Source organism: Chryseobacterium sp. MMS23-Vi53 (genome assembly GCF_047651245.1).
GTDB lineage: Bacteria > Bacteroidota > Bacteroidia > Flavobacteriales > Weeksellaceae > Chryseobacterium.
The window spans coordinates 608,984-621,936 of the sequence record NZ_CP180265.1 but is presented as its reverse complement, the minus strand read 5'-3'; the positions used below and the strand labels follow the sequence as shown (position 1 = coordinate 621,936).

The following is a 12,953-nucleotide window of genomic DNA, read 5'->3' as shown; positions in this document are numbered from 1 at the left end:
AAAAATGTCAAATCAAGCAAAAAAAGACCAAACACAAGAATTAATCAAAGAGACAGCAAAGAATTTATTCTTTGTGAAGGGTAAATTCGATGCTACAACGCAGGAGATTGCTGATGCTGCAGGAGTAAACAGAACGCTTATCAATTATTATTTTCGTTCGAGAGATAATTTGATCCAAATTGTCTTCAATGAAGCGCAGAAAGTAGAACAGGAAAAATCTAAAGTAATTCAGAATTCAGATCTTCCTTTCAAAGAAAAAATGGCACAGTTTATTGAACATAGCTTAACGACAAGTCTGCAATATCCATACCTTGAAACCTACATTGTTTCACAGATCAATAAAGGGAACTGTCATCAAAAAGACATCGAAGAAGATGAATTGAATAAACTTTACGTAGATATCAAAAAAGAAATGGAACTAGGAAACATCGAAAAAATGGAGCCTATTCAGTTTGTTTTGAATATGATTTCATTATTGGTTTTTCCAAGTGCGGTAAGACCTTTGCTGATGGAAAATCTAATGATATCCGAAGAAGAGTTTGACCGAATTATTTCGGAACGAAAGGAAATTATTTTAAATATTTTATTTAAAAATTAATATTTGTTAAAGTATTTTAAGAAATGATTCGTCCTTTAGAAATAAAAACACCGAAGACAAAGAATTACATTAAAAAAATAAACGAAGTATAAGATTATGAAAAGAAAACGTATAACTGCAAAAAAGCTAAAAATAGGAATAGCGGCTGCATTTATGATTTTCGGTTTTTCATCAGTGTCTGCGCAACAGCAGGTTTCTTTACAGGAAGCCATCAAACAGGCACTTCAAAACAAAGCAGAAGCTAAAAAGGCAGCTTTACAGATCAAAAAAGCCGAATACAAAATTGATGAAGCTAGAGCCGGAGCTTTGCCACAGATAAGTGCAACAGCGGGTGTTACCTACAATCCTGTTATCCAGGAATCATTACTGGAGTTTGGAGGAGAGAAGATCAGAGCGCAATTGGGACAGCCTTGGAGCTCTACAGCTTCTGTTCAGCTTCAACAGGCGATTTTTGACCAAAGAGTTTTTACAGGTCTGAAAGCTGCAAAATCAACTAGAGAATTTTATATTCTGAATGCTCAGCTAACTAACGAACAAATCATTGAAAACGTTGCAACAGCTTACTATCAGGTTTTTGTACAGGAAGAAAATTTAAAGACGGTGGAAGCAAGCTACGCCAATACCGAAAGAGTAAGAAATGTAATTAAAAGTCTGGTGGATAATGGTTTGGCTAAAGCGATTGATCTGGACAGAACCAATGTTCAGCTTACCAATATCGGTTCGAATAAGCAGACATTAATCAACTCGGTTGAGCTTTCAAAAAATGCTTTGAAGTTCTACATGGGAATTCCAATCAGTACAGATATCGAGCTCGAAGAAAAAAGCATTGAGCCAAAACCTGAGCTGATTGCCAGTAATGTTAACCTTGACAACCGCACGGAAATCAAAGTTTTAAATAAAAACAGAGAACTTTTGGTCTTTAATAAAAAAGCAACGGAAGCTTATCTTTATCCTACGGTAAACTTGGTAGCCAACTACGGATGGGGCGCAACCGGAGCAAAGTTTCCTTTAACGAACGGACTTAAAAACGGAGTGCTTTGGAGCGATTATTCTGCTATTGGTTTGAATGTAAATATTCCGATTTTTACGGGTGGAGCTACAAAAGCAAAGATCAATCAAGCGGAAGTCGATATTCAGGATTTGGATCAGGATATTCAGAATACGCAACTTAGTTTAAGCTTAGATTATAAAAATGCAATCACCAATATGGAAAATGCATTAATCAATATAGAAAGTATGAAAGACAATGTAGGTTTGGCAGAAAGAGTTCAGAAAAACACTCAATCCAACTACCAGTATGGTTTGGCTACACTTACAGAAGTTTTGGATGCTGAAAATGCTTTAACGCAGGCTAAACAGAACTATGCAAATGCTTTATTAGATTATAAACAGGCTGAAATTAAATTAATAAAAGCAAAAGGAGAGTTAAACACATTACAAAACCCATAATAAACTATAATGAAAAGAACTTTAATATATATCATCGTAGCCGCTGTCCTGATCGGTTTAGCAGCTTACAAGATTGCCGGCAACAAAGAAAAACAGACGCAGGAGGTAAAAGAGGTTGCTAAGCAGGTAGATAAAATCAATGTGAATATTGTAACAGTATCAAGAGAAAATATTGATACAGATTACTCTGCCAACGGAACTTTCCTTCCAAAGCAGGAAATGAATCAGTCTTCTGAAATTTCAGGACGTATCGTAAGCGTTTTGGTAAAAGAAGGTTCAAGAGTTTCTGCAGGGCAGACTTTAGCAACAATTAAAAAAGATGCGATCGAGGTTGATATTTCTCAGGCGCAGAATAACTTACAGAATGCCGTGATTGATAACCAACGTTACGAAAACGCATTCAAAACAGGAGGTGTAACCAAACAGCAACTAGATAATTCAAGACTACAATTGAAGAACGCTCAAGCAGCAGTGAGAGCGCAAGGTGTTAAAATTAACGATACAAGCATTCGTGCAGGGATCAGCGGAACGATCAATAAAAAGATGGTTGAGCCGGGAACTGTGGTTTCTCCGGGAACAGCGATGTTTGAAATCGTTAATATTAACAGCTTGAAACTTTCAGTTTTAGTGGATGAAAGCCAGATTGGAAAAATCCAACTGGGTCAGGAGGTTCCGATTAAAGTAAATGTTTTACCTGAAGATTCTTTTGTAGGGAGAATTACATTTATCGCTCCTAAAAGTGATGCTTCTTTAAACTTCCCTGTTGAAATTGAAGTTCAGAACAGAGGAAATCTAAAAGCTGGTATGTACGCAACAGCAACATTTAAAACTAATAATGGTGCAGAAACTCAGAATATGTTGACAGTTCCTGCAGAAGCCTTTGTAAATGGAGTAAGTTCAGGGCAGTTATTCGTTGTTCAGAATGGTGTTGCTAAATTGATTAAAGTTACCATCGGAAAAGTTTATGGAGATAAAGTTCAGGTTTTAAGTGGATTGAATGGAGGAGAACAAGTGGTAACAAGCGGACAGATCAACCTGGACAACGGATCTAAAGTGAACATTATAAAGTAGAAGGTTTATGAAGTTAGCAGAAATATCGATTAAAAGACCATCGTTGGTGATCGTATTATTTACGATTCTTACGTTGGGAGGTATCCTGAGTTATACGCTCATGGGATACGAATTGATTCCGAAGTTTGAAACCAACATGGTAACGATTTCTACAGTGTATCCGGGAGCATCGCCTGCAGAGGTGGAAACTTCCGTTACCCGAAAGATTGAGGATGCTGTTGGTTCTTTGGAAAACGTAAAAAAAGTAGAGTCTTCTTCATACGAAAGCTTATCCGTAATCATGGTTCAGTTGAATGATGGAGCAGATGTGAATTATGCTTTAAATGATGCTCAGAGAAAGGTAAATGCCGTTTTGGGAGATCTTCCGGATGATGTAGATGCACCGTCTCTAAATAAGTTCTCTTTGGATGATTTACCGATTATCACGATGAGTGTTTCGTCGGATAAATTGAACAGTAAAGATCTTTATGACCTTTTAGATAAAAAAATCGAACCTATTTTCTCTCGTGTAAATGGTGTGGCACAAGTTGATCTTGTGGGTGGACAGGAAAGAGAAATTCAAGTGAATCTTGATGAGAAAAAATTGCAGGGTTACGGACTTTCAATCGGGGACGTACAACAGGCGATTCTTTCATCAAACCTAGACTTTCCTACAGGTAGTTTGAAAACAAGAACAACAAAATCTACGATCAGATTATCTGGAAAATATAAGTCGGTTGCTGAAATGAACAATCTTGTCGTTTCCAATAAAAATGGAGCGCAGGTTCGTTTGTCTGATATTGCAACGGTTTTCGACTCTCAGAAAGATACAGAAAAAGTAGCGAGATTCAATCAGTTTCCGACGATCCTGATGCAGGTGAAAAAGCAGTCTGATGCAAATGCAGTTACAGTATCTGAAAGTGTTCAGAAAACAATTGCAACAGTAGAAGCAGCTTACAAAACTCAGGGTGTAAAAGTAAAGGTTGTAAATGATACAACAGACTTTACCCTAGAATCTGCAAACCACGTTATCTTCGATTTATTCCTTGCGATTATTTTGGTGGCAATTGTGATGTTATTATTCCTTCACAGTATCAGAAATGCATTTATTGTAATGGTTTCTATCCCGGCTTCATTGGTGGCAACGTTCATCGGGATGAATTTAATGGGGTATACTTTGAACTTAATGAGTTTACTTGGTCTATCGCTTGTGGTAGGTATTCTGGTGGATGACGCGATTGTTGTTTTGGAAAATATTTACCGTCACATGGAAATGGGTAAAAGTAAAATCAGAGCAGCATATGACGGAGCTTCGGAAATCGGATTTACGGTAGCAGCGATTACTTTGGTAATTGTGGTGGTATTCTTACCGATTGCGATGAGTTCAGGGCTTGTAGCGAACATCTTGGGGCAGTTCTGCGTCACGGTGGTTATTGCAACAATGCTTTCATTGTTGGCTTCATTTACGATTATTCCTTGGTTGTCATCAAGATTTGGTAAGCTTGAACATTTAACGGGAAAAAATTTCTTCGAAAAATTCATCCTTTGGTTTGAAGGTTTAATTGATAAATTCACGCACTGGATTACAGGAATTCTTGAATGGTGTTTAAAAACAACTTTAAGAAGAATTTCAACAGTTATTATCACATTCGTTGTTTTAATTTCTTCATTTATGTTGGTTGCATTCGGTTTCATCGGAGGAGAATTCTTCCCGCCAATCGACCGTGGACAGTTCCTTGTTCAGATGGAATTATCTAAAGATGCAACAGTTGAAAAAACAAACCAGCTTACATTAGATGTTGAGAAGTTTTTAAGAAACGATAAAGATGTTGTGGATTTGATCACGACAGTAGGACAGCAGTCAACAGGTTTTGGTGGCGCTCAGGCTACAACTTACCAATCGGAAGTTCAGGTAAATTTAACGGATAAATCTGAGCGTTCTGAAAGTACAAACATCAAAGCTGCAAAAATAAAAAGACTTTTAGAAGAGAAATTTACAGGAGTTGAATTCAAAACTGCTCCAATCGGTATTCTAGGTGCTGAAAATGCTCCGATCGAGATGGTGGTAACAGCTCCGGATAATGCAACAGCTGTAAAAGAAGCGACAAGAATTTTAGAATTACTGAAAAAAGTTCCGGGAGCAGTGGATGCAGAGTTATCGACAGATACAGGAAATCCTGAAGTTCAGGTAAATATCGACAGAGATAAAATGGCTTCTTTAGGTTTAAATCTTTCAAGTGTAGGACAGACGATGCAGACTGCATTCAACGGAAATACAGACGGGAAATTCAGAGCCGGAGAATATGAATATGACATCAATATTCGTTTCGGAGATGCCAACAGACAATCTATTGATGATGTTAAAAACTTAATGTTTACAAATCCTCAAGGACAACAAATTCGTTTAAGCCAGTTTGCTGATGTAAATATGGGCTCCGGACCAAGTTTGCTTGAACGTAGAGATAAATCACCTTCTGTAAAAGTAAGAGCAAAAGCAGTAGGTAGACCTGTGGGAGACGTTGCCAATGAATGGGCTGCACAGTTTAAAGACAACAAAAATAAACCTGTAGGTGTAGATTACATCTGGAGTGGTGATATGGAGAATCAGGAAGAAGGTTTCGGTACTTTAGGTATTGCTTTATTAGCGGCTATTGTATTGGTTTATCTGGTAATGGTTTCATTGTATGATAGTTTTGTATATCCGTTTGTGGTATTGTTCTCTATTCCGTTGGCGATGATCGGAGTAATGTTAATTCTTGCCTTAACAGCCAATTCATTGAACATTTTCACCATGTTGGGGATGATCATGTTGATTGGTTTGGTAGCGAAGAATGCGATCCTAATTGTGGACTTTACAAATGCCAGAAAAGCAGCAGGAGCAAATACACACGACGCTTTGGTACAGGCCAACCATGCACGTCTTCGTCCGATTTTGATGACGACCATTGCGATGATCTTCGGTATGTTACCGATTGCGTTGGCAAGTGGTGCAGGAGCCGAGTTTAATAAAGGTTTGGCTTGGGTAGTTATCGGTGGTTTAACATCGTCTCTATTCCTTACCTTGATTATTGTACCGGTAGTTTACTCACTTTTTGAATCAACAATTAATAAATTCAGAAAATGGTTTAAAGCAGGTGATAAAGTAGACTATGAAGCCGAAATGAAAGCCGATTACGAACACAGAGAACTAAGTGATGATGGTTTCACACCGAAACATTTAGATTAAAATAACAACTTATAATTAACCGAAAAAGCGTATCAGAAATGATGCGCTTTTTTTATTTTTGGATATGTTTAGAACGAAATTAATTGTTTAGATTCCTATATCCAGATTATTCTTTTTCGTAGATATAAGCTCCAAACTCTGCAGGAATCCATTTTCCTTTTTTACTGTTTTTATCTTTTAATTTTTTAAATAAGGTGAATGGTCCTTCGATTGTCATTGTGTACTGATCCTGGTTTTTTAAATTGAATTCGGTTGCTGAGTAAGAGATACTGAATTCTTTGCTGCCAACTATTTTTTCTACCTCTGGCTTTAAATAATCATAAATAGCTTTGGGGTGAATGAATTTTTCATTTTTTGGAAACTGCAGTTCAAAAGAACCTTCATAAATAAAAATAGGTTTATTCACATATAAAGTTTTTTCATCTTTTATTATTTCTGAATTGAATTGATTGAATTCCTTTTCATTTTTGAATTCCATTTTATACCATTTGTATTGGAAATGATACTTTTTTGAAAGATTCTCCAGAATCGAAATATCGAATTGATGACTGTATCCCTTGATATTAATGTTTTTAAATTTAGGACTCACACTCCATCTGTCGATTACTTTATTTCCATTTGTAAGAATAATATTAAAATCACGACCAGATATATTTTCGCCTCGTTCACCATATTCAACCGATGCAATTAAAGAATCAATAACTTTTTTGTCAGTAATTAAAAAATTATATTTTTCATAAGTTTTATGTTTGTCCCATTCATTATACATTCCTATTATTTTAACAGAATCTGTAACTGTAAATTTATCAGATTTGAAGAGCTTGTTTTGGCTGTAAATATTTTGACTTGCTGCTAAAATAATAAGTATGATCGTTTTTTTCATTTTTATTGTAACTATTAAATGTCAAAATTATTTATTCCCATAAAGATGTTAATGAACCTAATCTTAATTCTTTTTAAAATTAAATTTAGGCAGGATTTTTTATTTGAAGAATAACAATATTTTACTCTTTGATCATAAAAAAAGCTTCCGAAATCAATCGAAAGCTTTCATTTATTTTTAATTACAAAATTAGTCTGCCATCATCGCCTCACCGGACTTTCTGTAGACAAAACTTCCATAAATATGTCTTCTAGCAAAACGGCTTGGAGAATCGGAATTTACCATTTTGATGTACGTATTTTTCGGTACACCGATGTATTCGTACATATTTCCGTTCAAGTGCTGAACCGTAAGAACAGATTTCTCCAGATAAAAATCCTGAATATTAGATTTTGTAATGGTTTCTGTGTATTCTTCTTTATATTTTTCCTGCGTTTCAGGATTGATGCTTACCAAAAAATGATAGGCTTCAATCACAGATTTACTTTTTTCTTCTGCTTCCAGCTTTCCCACTTCGTCATTGATAAATTTATCAGGATGTGTATCTTTCATCGTATTCCTGTAAATTGTTTTCAGTTCCTTTAAAGTTACATTTTTATCAACTTCAAGAAGCTTTCTGTATTCGCCTAATTTTTTCATAATGGATGATCCTTATTTCGGGGTGCAAAATTACGGTTTTTAATTGAGAAAGTGTAAGTTATTCGTTATTAATGTGAAAACAAATTTTATTTAATATATTTTTTTGTTTCGTCTAATAATATTTTCACGATTTTAAAATCTGAATTATCATCATTATTTTCTTTTAAATTAAATAATTTGTTTTTACTTGTTACCAAAGAATCGTAGATATAAGTTTTAGAGATGTATTTTGCTAAGTCAGGTTGTTGAGAATCATTAAAATAAATAGTAATTTCGTTAATAATACTTTTTTCAGGTTTTCCGTCAAACTTCTCATAATGGTTAGTTTCAGATTTTAAAATACGAACTATTTTGTCATTTGTATTTTTTGTTATTTCAGTTGAATAACCAATTGAACCAATATTTTTATTATAACGATTTCTAATAAACCCAGAACCTTCGATAAGTTGAGTAGGATATTCTTTTGAATAGATATTAATACTATCCAAATAACTATAATTTTTAAGTTTTATTTGATTTTGTAAATCATTATTTGACTGAGCAGATAATGATGATGAAATTAAAAGTAAAAAGAATAAAAGTCTCATATTATTTATTTTCATGAAAATATTCATAGGCTAATCCTTCTAAATCTCCACTTTCAGAAATTAAATTATCATCTTCATCAAATATTTTAAAGCTTTCCTGTGAATCTCCAATACTTCCAGCTCCATCCAAGCCAAGTAAAATAGTGTAAAAAGTATCCGTCAAAAGATCAGAAACTATTTCCTTTAATTTCTCAGTTTGAATTTTATTTAGACTTAATTCTTCAATTTTTGTTGAAACAAGAGTTCTATGTTCCGATTGATTGTCAAAACTTGAATGGAGAATATGTTGTTTTTCTTGGTAGAAGTTTTTTACGAATTGTTCGGTGGTCATTTGTTTTAATTAAAAATATTTTCATAATGATGTTGAAGTGATGCCTTATTGGGATAGTCTTCAATTCTCTGTGGTAAATTAATCTTTTTATTATTCAAATCAGCATAATATTTATCAGTCATAATTTTATGACTTACTTTAAGAAAATAGTTTTCAGGATTTATGCTAATTAATCCTAAATCAAATAGTGTATGGATGTCGGAACGTAATAAAATACCATTAGGAATTTTGTCTGTATCGGAGCCCTTGAAATTATAAATATGCGCCGCTTCTAACATTTCAACAATTTCACATTTTGTTACAGCACATTTGCTATTATAAGCATCCAGAAGTTTTTGTCTAAATTTTTTTTGGCCTCTTCTTGCATTAATTTGTACAGCTATTCTTTTTCTATCATCTTTAATATTTTCTATATTAAAATATTCTATTTCGTGTTCATTAATTGTTGAATTTAAGTAATCGTTTGTTTGTAAGTATTTGGAATCTGTGATTAACTTTAGGTTATATAGACATAAACTTAAAGACTTTTCTATATGATTTTCTAACTCTGAATCTTCTACTATTTGATAATAAAAATCTTTCGGATTTTCAAAAACATTGTTGTATTTAGTATTTGAACTGCCACCATCGACATCTATTTCTGGAATATGTTTTCCTCGTTTTCTGATTTGTATATTCAATCCTTTAGGATTAGTTTTTGATTCTGCACATCCAATAACAGCTCCTTTTCCTGATTTATCAAAACAAATTGCCACATAAATTCCATTTGAAACTTTTTGATTAGGAGGAAGAAGACAGACGTGAGCTACATTAGGGAAATTAGCTGCACCCTTTGAAACTTCTATTTTTAAATCAATACCTTCAAATTTTAGATATTTTTTTTCAAGTTCTATTTTAAAATTATTAAGTGCATTTTTAACGTTGTTTAGAATAGGATTGTCAGTTCTTATAGCATTGTTTGAAATTATAGGATGATTTTGTCTAAATTCACAAATTTGGTTAAAATAATTAGTCATTAGATTTTTGAATCTAAACTAAAATATTTTTTATAAAATCACAAATAATATGAATTTTATTAACTAAAAAATGGGAGCCTTTCAGCTCCCATAATCTAATATTTCAATTTCTCCTCCTTTAAAAATGCTTCACTCGCTTCCCTCGAAGCCGCCACCATCGCAATCAACGCTTTTTCCGTTTCATCCCAATGACGGGTTTTCAAACCACAATCAGGATTTACCCAAAGTTGCTGTACAGGAATTACGGCTTGTGCTTTTTTCAGCAATTCTACCATTTCCTCTTTCGACGGAACTCTCGGCGAGTGAATATCATAAACTCCCGGTCCTATCTCATTCGGATATTTGAAATCTGCAAAAGCATTCAACAATTCCATCTGACTTCTGGAGCATTCAATCGTAATTACATCTGCATCCATATCGGCGATATTTTGGATGATGTCATTAAATTCAGAATAACACATATGCGTGTGAATTTGCGTCGCATCTTCCACTCCGCTTGCCGAAATTCTAAAGGCTTCAACTGCCCATTTCAAATAATTTTGCCAGTCGGATTTTCTTAATGGAAGACCTTCACGAATGGCAGGCTCATCAATCTGAATAATTCTGATTCCCGCTTTTTCCAAATCATTCACCTCATCACGAATCGCCAATGCAATCTGTTTACAAGTCGTTGAACGAGGTTGGTCATCACGCACAAAAGACCATTGAAGAATCGTTACAGGTCCCGTCAACATTCCTTTTACCCATTTTTGAGTTAAAGATTGCGCGTATTCCGACCAATAAACCGTCATCGGATTCGGTCTGTGAACATCTCCGAAAATTACTGGAGGTTTCACGCAACGGCTTCCATAACTTTGAACCCAACCGTTTTGTGTAAACGCAAACCCAGCCAATTGTTCCCCGAAATATTCCACCATATCGTTTCGCTCAAATTCTCCGTGAACCAACACATCGATCTGGATTTCTTCCTGCCAACGAATCGTTCTTTCAGTTTCCTTTTTCAGTAAAGTATCATATTGTTCGGCATTTAATTCACCTTTTTTGAATTTTGCGCGCCAATTTCTCACCTCTTTCGTCTGCGGAAACGAACCGATCGTAGTGGTAGGAAACAAAGGAAGCTTAAGAACATCATGCTGAATTTCTTTTCGGATATTGAATGGAGAATTTCTCTTCGCATCATCTTCAGTCATGACATCAACACGGTTTTTTACGTCCTGATTGTGAATTAATGTAGAAATTTTACGGTTTTCAATCGCTTTTTTATTTTCAGCTAAAGCTTGTAAAGCTGTATAATCCGGATTTTCGGATGATAATTTTTTTAAATTAACAATTTCAGTCACTTTCTGTTTTGCAAAAGCCAGCCATTGTTTGATTTCAGGAGATAAAATATCTTCGTTTTTCTCGGAGTCAAGGTCGAAAGGAGAATGTAGCAATGAACAGGACGGAGCGATAAAAATTCTTTCTGAGCCAATTTTTTCAACAGCAGTTTTAATACTATTTAATGATTTTTGGAAGTCGTTTTTCCAGATATTTCTTCCATCAACAATTCCTAAAGACAGGCTTAATGTTTCTGGAATTGTATTTAAAACCTGATCCAATTGTTCAGGACAACGAACCAGATCAATATGCAAAACATCGATCGGAAGGTAAGTTGCCAATGAAAAATTGTCTTTTAATCCTTCAAAATAAGTCGCAACAATGAACTTTAATTTCGGGAATTGTTTTCTGATTTCGGCATAAATAAACTGATAGACTTCTCTCGCTTTTTCAGTTAAATCTAAAGCTAAGAACGGCTCATCAAACTGAATATATTCCGCACCGTGATTTTCAAGTTCTTTTAAAATTTGAATATAAACTGGAAGTAAGTTTTGCGCTAAATCTAATTTGTCAAAACCTTCTTCTTTTTCTTTTCCTAATAATAAATACGTCAGCAAACCGATAATCACGGGTTTTGCATTGATTCCTGCCTGTTTTGCGCTGATGAATTCTTTGATGATTTTATTGGAAAATAATTTAAACTCCTGATTTTTCTGAAATTCAGGGACGATATAATGGTAATTGGTATCGAACCATTTCGTCATTTCCATCGCGGTGATGTCCAATCCATCTTTCTGGAAACCTCTCGCCATTGCAAAATAAAGATCCAGTTCAGACTTTTTGAAGGCAATTTCCTGATACCGTTCCGGAATTGCTCCAACCGTTAAAGTCATGTCAAGAACCTGGTCATAAAACGAAAAATCGTTGCAGGGAATAAGGTCGATTCCTGCTTCCTGCTGCAGTTTCCAGTTGTTTTGAGTGATAGTTTTTCCGACTTCCAAAAGGTCGTTTGCTTCGATTTTGCCCGTCCAATATTGCTCGCAGGCTTTTTTGAGTTCTCTGTTGCTACCAATTCGCGGATAGCCAAGAATGTGCGTTTGCATTTTCTTAAAAACTTTTAAATTAAACAATGATTTTAAAAGCTCTTCAGATGCTTCGCAATGCTATCTTAGAAAGAAATTTTGTGGAATAGAGGAGATACAGTGAGGACGTAATTTTTCCTTAGAAGATTAAAATTTTAACCATTACGAAAAATTAAGTGGTTAAGACTTATTAAGGAAACATCAAAGATGTTCTAAGCGCTATGCCTAACTTAAAATATCTTTAAACTTAAAATTCTCAAATATTTAATGTTAAATTTTTTGACGCAAAGTTTTAATCAAACTTTCTATATTATTTAAGCGGACAAAGAAGAATCAATACATTGATTTTAAGAAGCGGACATGTAAAATATAAACTTCATCAGCGACAAAGTCGCAATTCTTTGCTCCTTAAAAAATAAGAGGCTATAAAAAAATCTTTACGTTTAAAAAAATTAAATCAAGTTAAAATTTTAAACCAAAATACGTTCAAAAGTATCATCTGTCTGACCAAAAAACTCCAAACCGCGAGAGCATTGTCAATTCGGAACAGGCAGGTCTCCTGACTTGTAACAGCTTTTGTCATCCTTCCCGTTTGCACAGTGGATATACGCGGACAAAAACTTTTGGTGTGTTACTTACAGTTGCGCGACAGCTCGTGATTCTCACACGATTCCCTATTAATCTACCTTAAGTAAAACCTTTTCCGTTTGATGAAGTATGTAAAAGAACTGTTTTCGAGGCAAATGTAGGGAATATTTGTTTGAGTTTTTAGAAA

Annotated in this window: 10 protein-coding genes and 1 riboswitch; of the genes, 4 read left to right on the top strand and 6 right to left on the bottom strand. The window is 34.5% G+C overall.

The window, feature by feature from the left end; genetic code table 11:
• Window positions 1-4: 4 nt before the first annotated feature.
• The 4 genes from ACKX2A_RS02920 (at window position 5) to ACKX2A_RS02905 (ending at window position 6,323) form a co-directional block, all read left to right on the top strand.
• The gene (locus ACKX2A_RS02920) at window positions 5-598 is read left to right on the top strand and encodes a TetR/AcrR family transcriptional regulator (protein ID WP_415327539.1); all 594 of its coding nucleotides are present in this window, start codon (window positions 5-7) and stop codon (window positions 596-598) included.
• A gap of 96 nt (window positions 599-694) precedes the next feature.
• Window positions 695-2,047 carry a TolC family protein gene (locus tag ACKX2A_RS02915; protein WP_415327538.1) on the top strand — a complete coding sequence of 451 codons (1,353 nt, stop codon included), beginning with the start codon at window positions 695-697 and terminating at the stop codon, window positions 2,045-2,047.
• Between the two features lie 9 nt (window positions 2,048-2,056).
• Complete coding sequence (locus tag ACKX2A_RS02910) at window positions 2,057-3,118, top strand: efflux RND transporter periplasmic adaptor subunit (RefSeq protein ID WP_415327537.1); 1,062 nt, start codon at window positions 2,057-2,059, stop codon at window positions 3,116-3,118.
• 7 nt (window positions 3,119-3,125) lie between these two features.
• On the top strand, window positions 3,126-6,323 hold the full coding sequence (locus ACKX2A_RS02905; protein WP_415327536.1) for an efflux RND transporter permease subunit: 3,198 nt from the start codon (window positions 3,126-3,128) through the stop codon (window positions 6,321-6,323).
• Between the two features lie 106 nt (window positions 6,324-6,429).
• Here ACKX2A_RS02905 and ACKX2A_RS02900 read toward each other — a convergent pair whose 3' ends face one another.
• The 6 genes from ACKX2A_RS02900 to metE all read right to left on the bottom strand — a co-directional run bounded on the left by ACKX2A_RS02900 (window position 6,430) and on the right by metE (window position 12,199).
• Window positions 6,430-7,206 carry a hypothetical protein gene (locus ACKX2A_RS02900; protein ID WP_415327535.1) on the bottom strand — a complete coding sequence of 259 codons (777 nt, stop codon included), beginning with the start codon at window positions 7,204-7,206 and terminating at the stop codon, window positions 6,430-6,432.
• Between the two features lie 189 nt (window positions 7,207-7,395).
• On the bottom strand, window positions 7,396-7,845 hold the full coding sequence (locus ACKX2A_RS02895; protein ID WP_415327534.1) for a KTSC domain-containing protein: 450 nt from the start codon (window positions 7,843-7,845) through the stop codon (window positions 7,396-7,398).
• 86 nt (window positions 7,846-7,931) lie between these two features.
• A complete protein-coding gene (locus ACKX2A_RS02890) occupies window positions 7,932-8,432 on the bottom strand; it encodes a hypothetical protein (RefSeq protein ID WP_415327533.1) in 501 nt (166 codons plus the stop codon).
• 1 nt (window position 8,433) lies between these two features.
• Window positions 8,434-8,763 (bottom strand): hypothetical protein, encoded by a 330-nt coding sequence (locus tag ACKX2A_RS02885; RefSeq protein WP_415327532.1) that lies wholly within the window; start codon window positions 8,761-8,763, stop codon window positions 8,434-8,436.
• A 5-nt stretch (window positions 8,764-8,768) separates the two neighbouring features.
• Window positions 8,769-9,779 carry an HNH endonuclease gene (locus ACKX2A_RS02880; RefSeq protein ID WP_415327531.1) on the bottom strand — a complete coding sequence of 337 codons (1,011 nt, stop codon included), beginning with the start codon at window positions 9,777-9,779 and terminating at the stop codon, window positions 8,769-8,771.
• A gap of 95 nt (window positions 9,780-9,874) precedes the next feature.
• Window positions 9,875-12,199 carry a 5-methyltetrahydropteroyltriglutamate--homocysteine S-methyltransferase gene (metE, locus tag ACKX2A_RS02875; protein WP_415327530.1) on the bottom strand — a complete coding sequence of 775 codons (2,325 nt, stop codon included), beginning with the start codon at window positions 12,197-12,199 and terminating at the stop codon, window positions 9,875-9,877.
• A 510-nt stretch (window positions 12,200-12,709) separates the two neighbouring features.
• A riboswitch (cobalamin riboswitch) is annotated at window positions 12,710-12,895 on the bottom strand.
• Window positions 12,896-12,953: the final 58 nt, after the last annotated feature.

Excerpts from the sequence above, each read along its gene's own strand:
- ACKX2A_RS02920 (WP_415327539.1), top strand. The coding sequence starts at position 5 with ATGTCAAATCAAGCAAAAAAAGACCAAACACAAGAATTAATCAAAGAG.
- ACKX2A_RS02915 (WP_415327538.1), top strand. The coding sequence starts at position 695 with ATGAAAAGAAAACGTATAACTGCAAAAAAGCTAAAAATAGGAATAGCG.
- ACKX2A_RS02910 (WP_415327537.1), top strand. The coding sequence starts at position 2,057 with ATGAAAAGAACTTTAATATATATCATCGTAGCCGCTGTCCTGATCGGT.
- ACKX2A_RS02905 (WP_415327536.1), top strand. The coding sequence starts at position 3,126 with ATGAAGTTAGCAGAAATATCGATTAAAAGACCATCGTTGGTGATCGTA.
- ACKX2A_RS02900 (WP_415327535.1), bottom strand. The coding sequence starts at position 7,206 with ATGAAAAAAACGATCATACTTATTATTTTAGCAGCAAGTCAAAATATT.
- ACKX2A_RS02895 (WP_415327534.1), bottom strand. The coding sequence starts at position 7,845 with ATGAAAAAATTAGGCGAATACAGAAAGCTTCTTGAAGTTGATAAAAAT.
- ACKX2A_RS02890 (WP_415327533.1), bottom strand. The coding sequence starts at position 8,432 with ATGAGACTTTTATTCTTTTTACTTTTAATTTCATCATCATTATCTGCT.
- ACKX2A_RS02885 (WP_415327532.1), bottom strand. The coding sequence starts at position 8,763 with ATGACCACCGAACAATTCGTAAAAAACTTCTACCAAGAAAAACAACAT.
- ACKX2A_RS02880 (WP_415327531.1), bottom strand. The coding sequence starts at position 9,779 with ATGACTAATTATTTTAACCAAATTTGTGAATTTAGACAAAATCATCCT.
- metE (WP_415327530.1), bottom strand. The coding sequence starts at position 12,199 with ATGCAAACGCACATTCTTGGCTATCCGCGAATTGGTAGCAACAGAGAA.